Source organism: Buttiauxella gaviniae (genome assembly GCF_040786275.1).
GTDB classification, from domain to species: domain Bacteria; phylum Pseudomonadota; class Gammaproteobacteria; order Enterobacterales; family Enterobacteriaceae; genus Buttiauxella; species Buttiauxella gaviniae_A.
This window is the reverse complement of sequence record NZ_JBFMVT010000002.1, coordinates 1,076,002-1,094,277: the sequence shown is the minus strand read 5'-3', so window position 1 is coordinate 1,094,277 and position 18,276 is coordinate 1,076,002. Positions and strand designations below refer to the sequence as shown.

13 protein-coding genes and 1 tRNA gene are annotated in these 18,276 nt (G+C 47.6%); 11 read left to right on the top strand and 3 right to left on the bottom strand.

The window, feature by feature from the left end:
- Positions 1-29: 29 nt before the first annotated feature.
- From xerD to brnQ, 11 genes are all read left to right on the top strand, one after another.
- Positions 30-926: a site-specific tyrosine recombinase XerD gene (xerD, locus tag AB1E22_RS05620; protein WP_367594453.1), complete on the top strand. Its 897-nt coding sequence runs from the start codon at positions 30-32 to the stop codon at positions 924-926.
- A 23-nt stretch (positions 927-949) separates the two neighbouring features.
- Entirely contained in the window at positions 950-1,666 is a 717-nt protein-coding gene (gene dsbC / locus AB1E22_RS05615) for a bifunctional protein-disulfide isomerase/oxidoreductase DsbC (protein WP_367594452.1), read from the top strand.
- A gap of 7 nt (positions 1,667-1,673) precedes the next feature.
- Entirely contained in the window at positions 1,674-3,407 is a 1,734-nt protein-coding gene (gene recJ, locus AB1E22_RS05610) for a single-stranded-DNA-specific exonuclease RecJ (RefSeq protein WP_367594451.1), read from the top strand.
- A gap of 221 nt (positions 3,408-3,628) precedes the next feature.
- Positions 3,629-4,727 (top strand): peptide chain release factor 2 gene (gene prfB / locus AB1E22_RS05605; protein WP_367594450.1). Its coding sequence is split into 2 segments (ribosomal slippage): positions 3,629-3,703 and positions 3,705-4,727, totalling 1,098 coding nucleotides; the frame shifts between segments, so codons are not numbered across the junction.
- Positions 4,728-4,736: 9 nt separating this feature from the next.
- Complete coding sequence (lysS, locus tag AB1E22_RS05600; protein ID WP_367594449.1) at positions 4,737-6,251, top strand: lysine--tRNA ligase; 1,515 nt, start codon at positions 4,737-4,739, stop codon at positions 6,249-6,251.
- Between the two features lie 120 nt (positions 6,252-6,371).
- Positions 6,372-7,082, top strand: coding sequence for an amidase activator ActS (actS, locus tag AB1E22_RS05595; protein ID WP_437178373.1), 711 nt, complete (start codon positions 6,372-6,374; stop codon positions 7,080-7,082).
- A 133-nt stretch (positions 7,083-7,215) separates the two neighbouring features.
- Complete coding sequence (pepT, locus tag AB1E22_RS05590) at positions 7,216-8,463, top strand: peptidase T (RefSeq protein ID WP_367594447.1); 1,248 nt, start codon at positions 7,216-7,218, stop codon at positions 8,461-8,463.
- Positions 8,460-9,659 carry an MFS transporter gene (locus AB1E22_RS05585; protein WP_367594446.1) on the top strand — a complete coding sequence of 400 codons (1,200 nt, stop codon included), beginning with the start codon at positions 8,460-8,462 and terminating at the stop codon, positions 9,657-9,659. Before pepT ends, AB1E22_RS05585 begins: the two co-directional genes overlap by 4 nt.
- Positions 9,660-9,927: 268 nt before the next feature.
- Positions 9,928-10,001 (top strand) — tRNA-Gly (locus AB1E22_RS05580).
- Positions 10,002-10,189: 188 nt separating this feature from the next.
- Positions 10,190-10,615, top strand: coding sequence for a glutaredoxin-dependent arsenate reductase (gene arsC / locus AB1E22_RS05575; protein WP_367594445.1), 426 nt, complete (start codon positions 10,190-10,192; stop codon positions 10,613-10,615).
- Positions 10,616-10,915: 300 nt separating this feature from the next.
- A complete protein-coding gene (gene brnQ, locus AB1E22_RS05570) occupies positions 10,916-12,085 on the top strand; it encodes a branched-chain amino acid transport system II carrier protein (RefSeq protein ID WP_367594444.1) in 1,170 nt (389 codons plus the stop codon).
- 55 nt (positions 12,086-12,140) lie between these two features.
- On the opposite strand, the gene AB1E22_RS05565 is transcribed toward brnQ, so the two are convergent.
- From AB1E22_RS05565 to AB1E22_RS05555, 3 genes are all read right to left on the bottom strand, one after another.
- Entirely contained in the window at positions 12,141-14,363 is a 2,223-nt protein-coding gene (locus AB1E22_RS05565) for an EAL domain-containing protein (protein WP_367597336.1), read from the bottom strand.
- Between the two features lie 119 nt (positions 14,364-14,482).
- On the bottom strand, positions 14,483-15,727 hold the full coding sequence (locus AB1E22_RS05560) for a sensor domain-containing diguanylate cyclase (protein ID WP_367594443.1): 1,245 nt from the start codon (positions 15,725-15,727) through the stop codon (positions 14,483-14,485).
- 224 nt (positions 15,728-15,951) lie between these two features.
- On the bottom strand, positions 15,952-18,000 hold the full coding sequence (locus tag AB1E22_RS05555; RefSeq protein WP_367594442.1) for an EAL domain-containing protein: 2,049 nt from the start codon (positions 17,998-18,000) through the stop codon (positions 15,952-15,954).
- Between the last annotated feature and the right edge of the window lie 276 nt (positions 18,001-18,276).

Sequence of the window (18,276 nt, the reverse complement as noted above, 5' to 3'; positions counted from 1 at the left end):
GGACACAATTCACCAAAAGTGAGGCTGTTGTGGAACAGGATCAGGCCCGAATCGAACAATTTCTTGATGCGCTCTGGCTTGAGCGGAATCTGGCACAAAACACGTTAGACTCCTATCGCCGGGATCTGAATATGGTGGCGGAGTGGCTGGCACGTCATGATTTGAATTTGCTAAACGTGCAAACCGGCGATTTGCAATCACTGTTTGCTGAACGCCTTGAAGGCGGCTATAAAGCAACGAGCTCGGCACGCATGCTAAGCGCGATGCGTCGGCTGTTTCAGTACCTCTACCGTGAAAAATTGCGTGAAGACGACCCGAGCGTCATGCTCTCATCGCCCAAGTTACCACAGCGTTTGCCGAAAGATTTAAGCGAAGCGCAGGTTGAGCGTCTGCTCCAGGCACCCTGTATCGATCAGCCTATTGAGCTGCGAGACAAAGCGATGCTTGAATTATTGTATGCTACAGGTCTACGCGTCTCGGAGTTAGTCGGCCTGACCATGAGTGACGTCAGTCTACGCCAGGGCGTGGTGCGCGTTATCGGTAAAGGCAATAAAGAGCGCCTGGTACCTATGGGGGAAGAAGCCGTTTACTGGGTGGAAAACTACCTGGAACATGGCCGCCCGTGGTTACTCAATGGGGTGTCGATTGATGTGGTATTCCCGAGCAACCGTGCGCAGCAGATGACGCGCCAGACATTCTGGCACCGCATTAAGCATTACGCAGTGCAGGCCGGAATAGACAGCGAAAAGCTCTCGCCCCACGTTCTTCGGCATGCTTTTGCCACACATTTACTGAACCATGGTGCGGATCTGCGAGTCGTACAGATGTTGCTTGGACATAGCGATTTGTCCACCACCCAAATTTATACGCATGTAGCGACAGAGCGCTTGCGCCAGCTACATCAACAGCACCACCCACGAGCGTGAGTGGCAGAAGATAAGGAATCATCATGAAAAAGCGTTTGTGGCTGCTCTCAATATTCGCGGTCTCCGTGTCCGGTTTTGTTCATGCTGACGATGCAGCGATCAAGCAGTCTCTGGCTAAGTTAGGCGTGCAAAATGCTGACGTTCAGTCCGCACCGGTTGCGGGGATGAAAACGGTACTGACCGACAGCGGTGTTCTGTATGTGACTGAAGACGGTAAACATATTATTCAGGGCCCGCTGTACGATGTGAGCGGCGCGCAGCCGGTTAACGTCACCAACACCTTGCTGGTGGGCAAACTTAACGCCCTCGAAAAAGAGATGATCGTCTACAAAGCGCCGCAAGAGAAACACGTCATTACCGTGTTTACCGACATCACCTGTGGCTACTGCCATAAGCTGCATGAAGAGATGAAAGACTACAACGCATTGGGGATTACCGTGCGTTATTTGGCTTTCCCTCGCCAGGGTCTGCAAAGTCAGACTGAAAGCGATATGAAAGCGATTTGGTGTGCAAAAGATCGCAATAAAGCATTTGATGCCGCCATGAAAGGCGAGGCTGTCGCGGGGGCTACCTGTAACACCAATATTGCGAATCACTATAACCTCGGCGTGCAGTTTGGCATTCAGGGAACCCCGGCCATTGTGTTGAGCAACGGTACAGTGATCCCAGGCTATCAGGGGCCGAAAGAGATGAAGCAAATGTTGGATGCGCACCAGCAACTTACGAACATCGGTGGGTAGTTAACGGGTGAAACAGCAAACTCAACTTCGCCGCCGTGTAGTCGATGAATCAGTGGTGTTATCCCAGCAACTGCATCCGCTTTTAAAGCGCCTTTACGCCAGTCGAGGCGTGCGCGGTGAGCAAGACCTGGAGCGTAGCGTGAAAGGCATGCTTCCGTGGCAGCAATTATCTGGTATGGATAAAGCCGTTGAGCTGCTACACAACGCTTTCCGCGAAGGCCTGCGCATTATCGTCGTGGGCGATTTTGATGCCGATGGCGCGACCAGCACAGCGCTAAGCGTTCTGGGTCTGCGTAGTCTCGGCTGCCAAAATGTCAGTTATCTCGTTCCAAATCGTTTTGAAGATGGGTATGGCCTGAGCCCGGAAGTGGTGGATCAAGCCCATGCTCGCGGCGCACAAATGATTTTGACCGTCGATAACGGCATCTCATCTCATAGCGGCGTTGAGCGTGCGCATGAGCTGGGCATTCCGGTCGTGGTAACTGACCACCATTTGCCGGGGCCAGAACTTCCGGCGGCAGAAGCTATCATCAACCCGAATCTGGTTGACTGTGAGTTCCCTTCAAAAGCTCTCGCGGGCGTGGGCGTTGCCTTCTATTTAATGCTGGCGCTGCGCACCCATTTACGCGACTGCGGCTGGTTCGAACAGCAAGGGCTGGCGATTCCCAACGTGGCGGAACTGCTGGATTTGGTGGCGTTGGGTACGGTTGCAGACGTTGTACCGCTCGATACCAATAACCGTATTTTGACCTGGCAGGGTCTGAGCCGCATTCGTGCGGGGAAATGCCGGCCGGGTATAAAAGCGCTGCTCGAAGTCGCCAACCGTGAGCCGCAAAAATTAGCCGCAAGCGACTTAGGTTTTGCTCTTGGCCCGCGCCTGAATGCGGCGGGGCGTCTGGATGATATGTCCGTTGGCGTTGCTTTATTGCTGAGCGAAAACATCGGCGAAGCGCGCATGCTTGCCAATGAACTGGACGCGTTAAATCAGACGCGAAAAGAAATTGAGCAGGGTATGCAGGTCGAAGCGCTGACGCTATGCCAGCAACTCGAACGTAACCATGACGAGCTGCCTTATGGCCTTGCGATGTACCACCCAGAATGGCATCAGGGTGTGGTCGGGATTCTGGCTTCACGCATTAAAGAACGCTTTAACCGCCCGGTTATCGCCTTTGCCCCAGCGGGAGACGGCACGCTTAAAGGTTCCGGACGTTCGGTGCAAGGTTTGCATATGCGCGATGCCCTTGAACGCCTTGATACCTTGTACCCTGGCTTAATGCTGAAATTCGGTGGCCACGCCATGGCGGCGGGTTTATCCCTGGAAGAGCCGAAATTTGAAGAGTTCCGTCAGCGCTTTGGCGATCTGGTAGGTGAATGGCTCGACCCCGCGCTACTTCAGGGTGTGGTTTGGTCTGATGGTGCACTCAGCGCGCAAGAGATGACGCTGGAAACCGCCGAGATGCTGCGTGATGCCGGGCCGTGGGGGCAGATGTTCCCGGAGCCACTCTTTGACGGAAAGTTCCGCCTGTTACAGCAGCGGTTGGTGGGCGAGCGCCACCTCAAAGTCATGGTTGAGCCCATCGGCGGCGGGCCGCTTATCGACGGCATTGCCTTTAACGTAGATACCGCATACTGGCCGGATAACGGCGTGCGTGAAGTGGAGCTGGCCTTCAAGCTCGACGTAAACGAATTCCGCGGCAACCGAAGCGTGCAACTTCTCATCGATCATATTTGGCCTATATAGCCTGCGTTCTGGACGCTGCAGCGGCGTTAACTGCACTTACTCACCCGAATCAGTTACTAAAGTAAGCTCATCGGGATGAGCTCCCTGGTCGCCTTGCTGCAACACCAATTACTTGGCTATTTAAAGCCAGGGAATGCTATAAAAAACGTCGTAAATCCGGTAAACTTTCCGGTTTACGACCGCATTTTCGTCTTAGTCCCCAACATAAGATAATAAAGACCATGTTTGAAATTAACCCGGTAAAAAACCGCATCCAGGACCTCACAGAGCGCAGCGACGTTCTTAGGGGGTATCTTTGACTACGATGCCAAGAAAGAGCGCCTGGAAGAAGTAAACGCAGAGCTGGAACAGCCCGATGTGTGGAACGAACCTGAACGCGCACAAGCGTTAGGTAAAGAGCGTTCCGCGCTGGAAGCGATTGTCGAAACATTAGACCAAATGACGCAGGGCCTTGAAGATGTCTCCGGCCTGCTGGAACTGGCCATTGAAGCCGACGACGAAGAAACCTTCAACGAAGCCGTTGTTGAGTTAGATCAGCTGGAAGCCAAACTGGCACAGCTGGAATTCCGTCGTATGTTCTCCGGCGAGTATGACAGCGCTGATTGCTATATCGATATTCAGGCGGGTTCTGGCGGCACCGAAGCGCAAGACTGGGCCAGCATGTTGATGCGTATGTATCTGCGTTGGGCAGAAGCACGTGGCTTCAAAACCGAAATTATTGAAGAGTCTGAAGGTGAAGTTGCCGGTATTAAATCCGTGACCATTCGCATTCAGGGTGAATATGCATTTGGCTGGTTGCGTACTGAAACTGGCGTTCATCGCCTGGTGCGTAAGAGCCCGTTCGATTCCGGTGGCCGTCGCCATACCTCCTTTAGCTCGGCCTTTATCTATCCAGAAGTGGATGATGATATTGATATCGAAATCAATCCGGCCGATCTGCGTATCGACGTTTATCGCGCATCTGGCGCGGGTGGTCAGCACGTTAACCGTACAGAATCTGCGGTACGTATTACCCATCTTCCAACCAACACTGTGACCCAGTGCCAGAACGATCGTTCGCAGCATAAGAACAAAGATCAGGCGATGAAGCAGATGAAGGCGAAGTTGTACGAGCTGGAAATGCAAAAGAAAAATGCTGAGAAGCAATCGCTCGAAGACAACAAATCGGATATCGGCTGGGGCAGCCAGATTCGTTCTTACGTCCTTGACGACTCCCGTATCAAAGACTTGCGTACCGGTGTAGAAACCCGTAACACGCAGGCGGTACTGGATGGCGATCTGGACAAATTTATCGAAGCAAGTTTGAAAGCAGGGTTATGAGGAACCAACATGTCTGAACAACAAGCACAGGGCACCGAAGCGGTCGATCTAAATAATGAACTGAAATCTCGCCGTGAGAAGCTGGCTGGCCTGCGTGAGCAGGGCATCCCTTTCCCAAATGACTTCCGTCGCGATCATACCTCAGACCAATTGCACGCTGACTTCGACGCTAAAGAAAACGAAGAGCTGGAAGAACTGGGCATCGAAGTGGCCGTTGCCGGTCGTATGATGACACGTCGTATTATGGGTAAAGCGTCTTTCGTTACCCTGCAAGATGTTGGCGGCCGCATTCAGCTTTACGTTGCGCGCGATGACCTGCCAGAAGGCATCTACAACGAGCAATTCAAAAAGTGGGACCTCGGTGACATCCTTGGCGCGCGCGGCAAACTGTTCAAAACTAAAACCGGTGAGCTTTCTATTCACTGTACTGAACTGCGTCTGCTGACCAAAGCTCTGCGCCCGCTGCCGGATAAATTCCACGGCCTGCAGGATCAAGAAGCGCGTTATCGCCAACGTTATTTGGATCTGATCTCTAACGACGAATCCCGCAACACCTTTAAAATCCGTTCGCAAATCATGGCTGGCGTTCGTAACTTCATGGTAGAGCGTGGCTTTATGGAAGTTGAAACGCCAATGATGCAGGTGATTCCTGGCGGTGCCTCTGCCCGTCCATTTATCACTCACCACAATGCGCTGGACATCGATATGTACCTGCGTATTGCGCCGGAACTGTATCTGAAACGTCTGGTGGTAGGTGGCTTCGATCGCGTCTTCGAGATCAACCGTAACTTCCGTAACGAAGGGATTTCGCCGCGTCACAACCCAGAGTTCACCATGATGGAACTCTACATGGCGTATGCGGATTACAAAGATCTGATTGAACTGACCGAATCCTTGTTCCGTACTCTGGCACACGACGTGCTGGGTACCGCGCAGGTGAAATATGGCGAAGAGATTTTTGACTTCGACCAGCCGTTCGCAAAACTGACCATGCGTGAAGCGATCAAAAAATACCGTCCGGAAACTGATATTGCAGATCTGGACGATATGGCAAAAGCACTGGAAATCGCAGCGTCTATCGGCATTAAAGTTGAGAAGAGCTGGGGTCTGGGCCGCGTAGTAACTGAGATCTTTGAAGAAGTGGCAGAAAGCCATCTGATTCAGCCGACCTTCATCACTGAATACCCGGCAGAAGTTTCCCCGCTGGCGCGTCGTAATGACGAAAACCCAGAAATCACTGACCGCTTTGAGTTCTTCATCGGCGGCCGTGAAATCGGTAACGGCTTCTCTGAGCTTAACGATGCAGAAGATCAGGCGCAGCGCTTTGCAGACCAGGTTTCTGCCAAAGACGCAGGTGACGACGAAGCGATGTTCTTCGACGAAGACTACGTGACTGCACTGGAGCACGGCTTGCCACCAACGGCGGGTCTGGGTATTGGTATCGACCGTATGGTTATGCTGTTCACCGACAGCCACACCATTCGCGACGTTATCCTGTTCCCGGCTCTGCGTCCGGTTAAGTAAGACGTTCTGGTTCCTCCCTTCGGGGAGGAACTTCTTCATTTTATTTAACGCATTCAGAGGATTAGTGTGCGCAAGGAATGCACAATCAGAAAGTGGGCCCCCAAAGCCGTTGTCTTGCTCATGGGCCTGTTACTCGTCGCTTGCTCATCCAATAAAGCGAGTACTTCTAAAGCATCCGCAGGCAGCTACAGTGGTTCGGTTTATACCGTAAAACGTGGCGACACGCTCTCCCGTATCTCACGTATGACCGGCTCAAGCGTCGGTGAACTGGCGCGTCTCAATGGCATTTCCGCTCCGTACACCCTTGAAATCGGGCAAAAATTGCGCGTCAAAGGCAGTTCCAGTTCTTCGTCATCGAAAAAAACAGCCGTTGCGAAAACGTCTAAGCCACGTGCATCTTCTGCGAGCAGTGTCGCAAGTGTCGCAGCCCCGCCTGTTGGCTCAAAATGCTGGCTGTGGCCAACAACGGGCAAGGTGATTGAGCCTTTCTCCAATAGCGACGGCGGCAACAAAGGCATTGATATCGCGGGTAAGCGCGGGCAACCCATTTACGCCTCCGCTGCCGGAACGGTGGTCTATGTCGGAAACCAGCTTCGGGGTTACGGCAACTTAGTGATGATTAAACACAGTGAAGACTACATCACAGCCTACGCTCACAATGAAACCACACTCGTAAACACCAGCCAGAAAGTCAGCGCAGGGCAGAAAATTGCCACCATGGGCAGCAGCGGTTCAGACTCGGTCAATCTGCACTTCCAGATTCGTTACCGCGCGACAGCTATCGATCCGCAACGCTACTTACCACCGGCTGGCAGTAAACCCTCCTGTTAATTTTCAGCAGCCAGGCATCTGTTTGGCTGCTAATAATTAGAATCCCGCTTGATCTTTATCACCTCCCTTTCAATTTTCCTGACTAATAATGCCATGGAGATATATTTATAATATGAATGGTAAATAGCCAATAATGACAATACGTATTAACGCAAACCAAATAATAGATACCTTTATCAGGTATACAACAATTAACACCACTTCCGTTCCAGAAAATCAACATCTCCCAAGCTGCGAAAATCAGTACAAATTAGCGCAATTAGTTGCCGGTGAGTTTGCCGCTGAAAGCACCGTCGAAACCACGATTAATGATAATGCCATTACTGTTCTAAGCCTTCCGGCAAACTGCACAGGAATGCCATCGATTGTCTTCTTCGCACACCTGGATACCGCACCCGATCACACTGGTGACACGCATGCTATCCGCGTGCAAAAGTATGATGGGACCGATATTGTGCTTCCCGCCTCAGGCGAGCTGATTGCCGTTGAGGCGTTCCCGGAATTGTTGAACTATGTTGGCCAGGACATCATTACCACCGATGGCACAAGCCTTCTGGGGGCTGATGACAAGGCGGCTATCGCGGCGGCGGTCGAAGCCATTCGCTACATGATAGCGACGCCTGACTTCAAACATGGCGATATTAAACTCGTGTTATTACCCGATGAAGAAATTGGTATTCGCGGAGCCAAAGCATTAAACGTGGCGCAGTTGAATGCTGATTTTGGTATTTGCCTGGATTGCTGCGGCATCGGGGAATACGTTATTGAAAACTGGTATGCGGGCAGTGCAAAAATGACCTTCAAAGGTGTTACCGCTCACCCAATGAGTGCCAAAGGAAAATTAGTAAATGCTTTGTTAATTGCTAACGAAGTTATTAACGCTTTACCTGAAAATGAACGACCAGAATTAACAGAAGGGCGTGAAGGTTATTTCTGGGTTAATAAAATGTCGGGTAATACCGTCAGCGCTACGCTTGAAATTGCATTGCGTGATTTCGAAATCGACGGCTATCAAAATAGAAAAGCGACCCTGCAGGCTATTACTGAAAAACTGCAAAATCGCTATGGTCAGGAAAATATTACCATGGAATTATCGGATATCTACGATAATGTTAAAGCGGGTCTGGATAAAAAACCGGCGATTATCGCCAGCGTTCAGCAAGCTATGGCGAACCTGGGAATTGAACCGAAGCCGCTAATTATGCGTGGTGGATATGACGGCAGCGTCATCACGCCTGCGGGTCTGCCGACGGTAAACATCTTTACCGGCGCTCATAATTTCCACTCAACTAAAGAGTTCCTGCCAGCAGAATCTTTGCGCCTGGCAAGCGAAATGCTTTTAGAAATTGTTGCGTTAAGTGCTGATGAGGTTGCTGCGTGAATAAGTGGATAATTGAGTTTGTTCTGTATGCCGTTTACCTGGTTTTTGGTGCGGCCTGGGCAACAACTGGCGCGGTCATGCCGCAAATCATGGCTGATTTTAATATCGATGTTTCTCATGCCGCATTGATGTCGAACGTCATCCTGTGGGCGAAAATCCTCGGTGCTTTCGGCACGTCCGTTCTTACCGCCCAGCTTGGTGCAAAGAAATCCTACCTTCTTGGCTGCGTGTTGACGGGGTTATCGGTATTCATCCCGTGGACCAATAATTTTGACTTGCTGTTAGTCATTCGTTTTATGGGAGGCCTGGGAGGCGCAATTTGCCTGGTTTCACTGGTGCCAACCGTCGCGCGCTACTTTGATAACAAAACCGCCTCTGCGCTCAACAGCCTGAACTGCACCTCCAATATTATCGGCACTATCATTGCGCTGACGCTGGCGGGTAGCCTGTCGCTCTATTTCGGTGGCTGGAGAAATCTGCTGGCGGTTTATGGTGCGATTACTCTGGTGCTGGGCGCGGTCTGGTTCATCTTCTTCTCTGACGAAGAAGTTTCAGCGAGCCAGGCGCAGCAGGATGGCAGCGTAGATAAAATGCGCGTCATGAAAGATGCTATTTTTAATCGCGTGGTGTGGGGGATGATTGCCCAATATACCGGGGCGATGATCATGATGATTTTCATGTTCACCTTCTTGCCGTTGTATTACGCAAAATACGCACATCTTCCACCGGAATCGCATGCTCATTTGAGCGGCACCGTAAACCAGGTAGGGATTATGCTTGGGGCAATCGTTGGCCCGTTCTGCAAATCTAAAGGCTTCCATTACAAAAACTGGCTGTTTAGCACCAGTATCGTAATGGCGATTACCACCTTCGTCATGCTGTTCGCGACCAATGACATTCTGATTCTGGTCTGTTCGTTCCTGACTGGTTTTGTGTTTGCGACCTGGTTTGCCTTTATCTTCTCCATTCCGAAAGAGATGCTAAAAGGTGCCAATACCCAAACCGTAACCTACACCATGTCAACATTCTGGGTGTGCACCTTCGGTATCGCGACCGCCAACAGCCAGTTGATCGGCTGGTCAATCGATGCCACCGGCGGTTTCACGATGGGCTTTATCTGGGTGTTTGCGCTAATGGTTGTCTCTCCGATCGTCGCGCTGTTTGTATTCCCGAAAAAAGCGCAGAGTTACGCATAAAAATAAAGGGGAAACCAATGGGTTTCCCCTGATGTAAGTCGGGTAAGCGTCAGCGCTACCCGCTGCGGCAATCTCTTTCAGTATCGCCATTTTAGAACTTTGTAGAATGCAGCAAAACGTCGTTGCCCAGAGCGGGAAAGATGTGAGTTGACAGAAAACGACGTGCGCAATGCATGGAGCAGAAACAATCGCTTAAAAATCCATCACATAAACAGAAAAGGCGCTTGCCTGCGCAAATTGAACGTCTATAATGCCTACGCACTTCAAAGCGGGTGTAGTTCAATGGTAGAACGGCAGCTTCCCAAGCTGCATACGAGGGTTCGATTCCCTTCACCCGCTCCAGACAAGCCTTTCGCAACGCCTCCTCACGTCAGCTAACCCAATAAACAAAAGCCTTTCCTTCTTTTTTCATTATCCTGTTACTCCTAATCTGTACCCCTATACTGGCAGAATCCGGACGTATTATTCTGTTTGTAACGCTGGTCGCGCTGGCGCTACGTCTCTCTTTCACTTTGTAATGAGATATTGATATGAGCAAAATCACCATTTACCACAACCCGGCCTGCGGTACGTCGCGTAATACACTGGAGATGATTCGCAACAGTGGTACTGAGCCGACAGTTATTCATTATCTTGAAAACCCTCCTTCACGCGATGAGTTGGTCAAACTGGTTGTGGATATGGGGATCATGGTACGAGCACTGCTGCGAAAAAACGTTGAACCCTATGAAAAGCTGGGGCTTGCGGAAGATAAATTTAGTGATGAGCAACTTATCGACCTTATGCTCGAGCATCCGATCCTGATTAACCGACCTATCGTGGTAACGCCGCTGGGGACGCGTCTGTGCCGCCCTTCGGAGGTTGTGCTAGATATTCTTCCGGGTGATCAAAAAGGAGCTTTTGCTAAAGAAGATGGCGAAAAAGTGATTGATGTTGCAGGTAACCGACTGAAATAGATTATTAAATAATCAATGCACTGATGTTTTGGTCATAATTTGGGACAGGCAGTGACAGGAAACAGCGAGCCTTACATTCCTTGTCCCCTAAAACAAAGTGCCTCTCTACTTCATGAGGTAAAATCGCAAGCAGTTAAAAACTCCAGAAAAGCGTTTGAAGCGTTCTCTATTTGAACAGGTACAAGAATATTTTAAAAAATTAGGCATTTTTTAAAAATTTAATAGCGTGAAAGATGCAATAAGATCTATTTGATTCTGCAAAACACACAACTTATATTAATTTACATAAATAACACAATTATGCCTAAAAATAGTAAACTTTCCTTCCCGGAGACAATAGCTCTGGGATGTATGACGCTGGCGCTGTTTCTTGGTGCAGGTAATATTATTTTTCCACCTTTAGTTGGTATGCAGGCTGGCGCTAATTCTTTTAATGCCGGGTTTGGCTTTATTATCACCGCAGTATTATTCCCCGCGCTGGCAATCATATCGCTGGCAATCAATGGCGGAGATATTAATGAGCTCACGCGGCCTTTAGGGAAACGCGTTAGCTTAATTTTCATCAGTATTTGCTTCCTCACTCTCGGGGTTTTCTTTGGTACACCACGCACAGCATCAATTAGTTATGAGATCATAAGCAACGGTGAAACACCCTCGTGGGCAGGGAAGGTATTATTTTCATTAATCTTCTTTTTTCTGGCGGGCATAACGCTGGCTAAACCAGGTAAGCTTTTAGAGATTGTCGGCTTTTTCCTTTCACCAATAAAAATCAGCGCGTTGATTTTTATTGGTATTTGCGCCTGGTATTATCCTATCGCAAATATAACCCCAACCACGGCGGCCTATCAGGTTAGTGCATTTGGAACTGGTTTTATAAATGGTTACCAGACGTTAGATGTGATCAGTGCGCTTTGTTTTGGGGCTATCATCACACATACATTAAAGCAGCGTGGTATTGCCGGTAACCGCAGTATATTTCGCTATTCCACCATTGCCGCTGTGATTGCCGCAGCCGGTTTAACATTGATTTATATCTGTTATTTGTCGATGGGGGCGCATAGCCCACTCGTTGGGGCCACTAATGGGCTTCAGATTATGGCAGCCTATGTGAATACCGTGTTTGGTGTTTATGGCGGCGCGCTGCTTAAAACGATTATTACGCTTGCCTGTTTGGTGACCGCTATTGGGCTGACTACCGGTACCGCGCGGTATTTTAGCCAGAATACCCATATCTCTTATGGCCTCCTGGTTATTGCTTCACTCGTGGTTTCTGCGGCTATATCAGTTCTGGGCCTGAATGTATTAACCGCTCTGGCGGTACCCGTATTATGTGCTATTTATCCAGCGGCGTTGGTGGTGGTGGGGTTGGGAATTATCAAGAAAGTGGTTACGATTCCCCATAACCTTTATCGAGTAATATTTTATAGCGCATTAGGAATTGGGATTATTAGTCTTTTTGTTCAAAGCTAAAATAATTATCTTCTTGCCCTGCCAACAAAAACTATCTATTGGCAGGGCATACAAACTAGATGGCCGACTGCAAGTTTTCAATCGGTGCGGGTTTGCCGATCAAATACCCCTGGACATAATCGATTCCCATTCTGAACAGCGCATGGCGAATGTCTTCTGTTTCAACAAACTCTGCCACGAGAGTCATATTCTTCATTCTCGCCAGCTCACAAATAGATTCTACGATTTTGTAGTCCATTTCGCTGGAAAGAATATTGTGAACAAAACTGCCATCAATTTTAAGAATATCAGCCTGCATATTTTTCAAACGGGCATAGCTGGCGTAGCCAGTGCCGAAATCATCAATCGCAATTTTGCAGCCCAGGCGCTGTAAAGCATCCAGTGTTTTAGCTGCCTGCTCATTGTTGGTCAGTTCATCAGTTTCGGTGACTTCCAGAATAATTTGCTCGGGTGAAATACCGTGCAGAATCAGCAAGTTTTTAATCAGATGCGCCATATCTTCCCGGCAAATCGAGGCTGGGGTGAGATTAATGGCGAAGCGCCGATCCGGTTGTGAAAGGCGATTTTCATCCATAAATTTCATGGTGTTATGTAAAACCCATATATCGATACTTGAAGACATGCCAAACTCATTCGCCAGCGGCAAGAAGGTATTTGGGAAAATGAGTTCATCATTATTGCCGCGCATTCTGAGAAGCACTTCATGGTAGCGATCGCCGTTTTTGCTCTCAATGGGCTGCACCATGAGCTCAAAGCGATCCAGCTCTAGCGCTCGTTGAAGCTGATGCATCATGTCGACTTTGCTTTTAACCTGATTCTGCACTTTGCGACTGCTTTGTTTTCTCATATCAACAGGCAAATTTGTCGTAAGAGAGATCTCGGCCAACGCACGCAGTTCCCCAATCAGTAAATAAAGGTGCCCAACGGGGTAGTTAATGATGCAGTAGCTACAGCCGATTTGGGGATAGAGTTTTACGCCATCGCGAATAAAACGGAATTTTTTCGCTCTGTTATGCAGTTCAGAGATTCGTTTTTCAGCATTTGTCGGGCATAAACGAACGATTAAATCGTGGGCAGAACTTGAATAGATCAGTTCATCGCTATTCAACACGGGCTGTAGAAAATGCGCTAATTGCTGTTTGTACTCAATTTGCATGAGTAAACCATAATGGCGACCCAGTAATTCAAGCTCCGGCATATACAGCTGGCATAACACAGAAATCGTGTTTTTATTGAGGTCGGCATTTAGCGCCAATAAATTGGGTAAATGCACCACCGGATCCACACTCATTAACCGTTTCGTTTTAATATTTAAAACACGCTGACGAGAAATATTTATCGCCATCAAAATGATGGTAATAGAGAATGCAGCAAAGCTGGATGTAGCAACCGCAATATGCAATTTGTAATCTGCTTCCTCAGGGATGTAGCTCTGAAAGTTATTGCACAATACGATCAAAACAACCCACCAGATCATTGATATAGCGGCATGACCCAGACGTAACGTTCCCCATATCATCACCGGTAAAAGTAAGGTCAGCGTATAAACAGAGTTCATCAAGGTTAAGGTGTGGCTTCTTGGCCAAACCATTAATACCGTTAGCAATGTTATAGCGCCCAGGAAGCAAATAACTTCCGGTATCCGTAGATCTTCTGCGACCTGATTGCGAGTTTTATTAAAGTATTTAATAAGAAACGTTGGCGTTCTGATAGAACGAATCACCAGGTAAAACATAGGTAATCCGGTCATATTCCCTACCAGCATTGCCTGATAGTTAATTAATGTACTTGTTGTAAAAGGATTTACGTACATCATTTGGGAATATCCGCCAAACATTCCCAGATAGAGCACTGCCTGGAAATAATTGAGGAATAGAGTGGCATTAATAAATACCAGCCAAACAATGCGGTGCCAGGTCAGGCTATGGCGGCCAAAACTTGCACGGCCTCTTTTACCGGTAAAGTAGTAATAGGCGGCACAACTTATAGCGGCAGAGGTAAAGTAGTGCATTATCGACATAAATGCCGGTTCTAACCCTCTGTCCGGGAAGACCCGGAAAAAGATGCAGGCCATGACTCCCGGTATCGCCTTAAAACCATAAATCATGGTGAAGGCAGTCAGAAGAGCCATATTGAGATAATAGAAAGAGATCTCAAACCCATCGACAACAACATAAGCGCTCATGTGCTCAGTGATGGGGTATAGAATGGAAGGCAGGATAAGTGGTAGTCCCCACCATTTATCTTTATATTTGTTGTAAAGCGAAGAAAATTTCATCATCAATGTCAGCTTTTATTCACAAATTCCACGTACTGGAATGATTTACAAGCATCCATTGCTTACGGAAGAGTATTTTATACTCGATGATTTTAAATCAACTACTATGAAACTCACTATCAAATAGGTAATGGCATTTCAATTTCATCGTAAAATGTGACGTTGTTTTTTCCTTTATCTTTTATGTAATACATTGCGACATCCGCTTTTTTCAAAAGCGTAGCGACATCCTGACCATGCTCAGGGTAAACCGAAACCCCAATGCTGGCAGACAAAAAGTCTACTGTGGTGGCCGAAAGTTCGTAACGGCCTGAGATTTTCGAGAGCAATTTCTGTGCAATTTTAATCACCTCTTGCTTCTCTTTTTGGCTAACCTCGATGATAAATTCATCACCACCAATCCTTGCAACAAAGCCTTCATTGCCCACAACATCTTTGAGCATTTGGGAAATCTTTACCAATAGCTCGTCACCGATGGCATGTCCCCAGACATCGTTAACACGTTTGAAACCATCAAGATCAATAAACAGAATAAATAAAGGGTTAATCTGCTTACTGAACAAAGTATTCAAATGCTTTTGCAGGTAAAAACGGTTAGGCAAATGTGTTAATGAGTCGTGCTGTGCCATTTTTTTTAATTGTAAGTTCTTTTCAATTAACTCTTTTTTTAGTTTTTCATTACTTAAACGTTCTTTAAAATCAAAAAACCAGATAAAAATGACTAACAGAAATACCAGCCCAACAAGCATCACTAACGGAATGGCGATGGTATCTTCAATGTAATCTACAGTATGCATCTCCATCGACTGAGACATCATCCCGCTGCTGTGGGTATGATTTGTGCCTAAGATATGCATGGCAGAAACACCCATGCATAACACTGTTGTTGCACCAAGCCGGTAGAAGTTAGCAAAACTATCATTTCTCCGCGTCATGACCAACATCTGGTAAGTTAATCGCAGCATAATTAAGTAGGTAACAAATATGACACCTAGTGATAAAGCGATGTAACCATTATTGACCTTCCAGTCTTCTGAACTGATGACCGCCGCCATACCCAAATAATGCATGCCCGCTGCACTGCCAGAAAATATCAACGCCGCAACAATATGGTTATTTTTACGCAATTTCTTGAATAAAAAACACCCGAATCCTAATGAGCAACCGACTACGACGATTAATAATGAAAGCAATGTTTTCATAATATCGTAGCGCAGCACATGGTTGTGGTGATGCGCCTGCATCACCATATAATGCAAAACCCAGATCCCACACCCCATCATTGGACCACTAAATAATGGCCAGCAGAAATGAGGTTTACGTACGCCTGTTTTACATACCCAAAAAGAGACATAAAAAGCCATGCTCGAAATTATTAGGGCGAGCAAAACCAACGGGATATCATAATTAAGTAACATATTTAACGTAAAATTTACTCTTGTGAGCGTACAGGATTTTTATAATCTTAAATATCCGGTGGATAATAACGATGTACTTACTATCTTCAAGAGGTTTTTATTCTTTTACGTAAATAAAAGGCAAACAAAAAAAAGGTCGCCTTTTACGTCGTTGCAAAATTACAGAGCCATTATTTTTCTGCTGTCGTCTGAGAGTGACTGTTTTTTTCAAGTACCTGACATATCTCCTTGATCGGTAACGGGCGCCAGAATAAATAGCCTTGTGCCAGCTCAATACCTGCTGAGCGCACCAGCGCCATTTCCTGTTCGGTTTCCACCCCCTCGATCAAGATCTGGCGCAGTTCATCTTCCGTTTCCACCCCTTCAATCACCACATGGCACTCAGTAATCTTGCACAGCTTTGTAACCTGCCTTAAAAACGCCAGGCCACCTTTTTTCGCGAGCCCCTGCACCAGGGAGCGATCGAGCTTGATTTTGTCCAGCGGGTAGCGCGTCAGGTAGTTGAGCGTCGAATATCCTGCCCCGAAATCATCAAGAGCAATCCTGATCCCCCGCTGTTTAAGCTGGACGAGAATATCTGCAACATGTTCCGGGGCATTAACCGCCTGCGATTCGGTAATTTCAATTTCCAGCGTCCACCCCTTGGGCAACGGTTCGCTCAAAATACGTGAGATAACATTAAACAAGCGCTTGTCGGTCAAGGTTTGCGGCGAAACGTTAACTGAGAGCGTCATTCCGGTGTAATGGCTCAGGTGCTGACGAAGGTAGCTAACGGCTTGTTCCATCACCCAGAAATCGATATCGGCCATTGCATGCAGGCGATCGTAATATTGCAGGAAAGTTGGGGGCGAAATTTTCCCGTCGTTACCCTGATGGCGAATCAGCGCCTCCATCCCAATAATGCGCCTGTCCGAAAGACGAACCTGGGGCTGGAAATAGAGTATGAAATGCCCGCTGGATTGTAACTGGTGAACATGCTCCAGAGCCTCCAGATACTCTTTCTCTTCATTGAGTTTTCGGTGGTTAGGAATCAACTCAAGGTTAGTCGGCTGCAAGAATAAATGCTGCTCCGGGTTGTTTTTGGTGCTGATGGTCCAGCGTTGTAAAAACGGTACATAAATCAGCATCCCGACCGCGATGATAATCAAATTCAGGATGATCGCCGTCATCGAACCGTTGGTACCAATCCAGGTACTGAGAATGGGAGGCACGCTCCAGTTAACCGCTACGGAAATGGCTGGCACCAGGTGCCACGCGGTTGCCGTGTAAGCAATGATATATGAAACGATGGGTACCAGAATAAAAGGAATAATCAGCACCGGATTCATGACGATAGGGAGGCCGAAAATCAAAGGCTCGTTAATGTTAAAGAGGGCCAGAGGAAGCGAGGGGCCGATGATATGGCGATGGGGGCTATCCTTAGAAAAGATGATACACAGCAGCATACTCAACGTGCTGCCGGTGCCACCCATGGTGCACCATATATTGTAGAACTCCGGGCTTAGAATGTTCAGCTCTGCCTGCCCGGCGTGCCACGCTGCAATGTTCGCCTGGGCTTCAGCAATAAAGTTTGCATCCATATCGCAGAACAAAAAATAACCGTGCACGCCGAAAAACCAGGGGATGCATCGCAAAAAGAGGTAGAGCAGCCCGGATGAGAATGACGTGGGGTAACTGTGCTGAAGAGCATGGTCAATGTAGCCCGGCACAAGTGCGAATAAATGATGAGCCAGATAGCTAATAATAAAAGTACAGAATGAAATGATCAGTATAGAAAGAAAGAACAGCGTGGTGTTTTTGGTATTTTTTGTTTGAGTCCCTAAATGTTTATCAACCTGCTCAATAAACTTGTCCAAAATTGAGTTAACAATAATACCTGAAAGCAGCGCGACCGGGATCGAAATATCCAGGAAGAACAGGCGGTCATTGCTGATTGCGCGGCTGATAAATAGCAGGCTACATATATTTACTGTAAGAAAATGGATAACTGAACGTCGGTTACGAATTGCCCAATGTAATGCCATAAAAGCATTCATCAGAATGGGCATGAAATCCATTAGCGTTTGTTGTAGTTGATCCAGCCAGCCCGCAAAAGCAGACCATCCCAAATAGCTGGAAATAACAGAGCACACAAGAAGTAGCGCACGAATAATGGCGAAGGGAACAATAGCTAAGGAGCAGGCGACAATGGATTTCACAATATTATTGTTAAATAACATTACCTTACTGGTGTTCAGTTGATAAATGAAATTGTTATGAAACCACACACGAACCATTGTGAAAACCACCGTTGAGTTATGATTTTAATGCATTGCTAATGCAACCTTGCCAGATGTTTTATTCAGCGGTATCTAATGGTTTTTTTTATTGAACATATAAATGTTTCTTCTGAATTATAAAATGGTGACGCGTAAAAAGAATTTATCGAAAGAAATAACGGTTAAGCGGTTTAGATGTCTGGATGTAAGCGTCATTAATTCCAAGTTTTATGTACG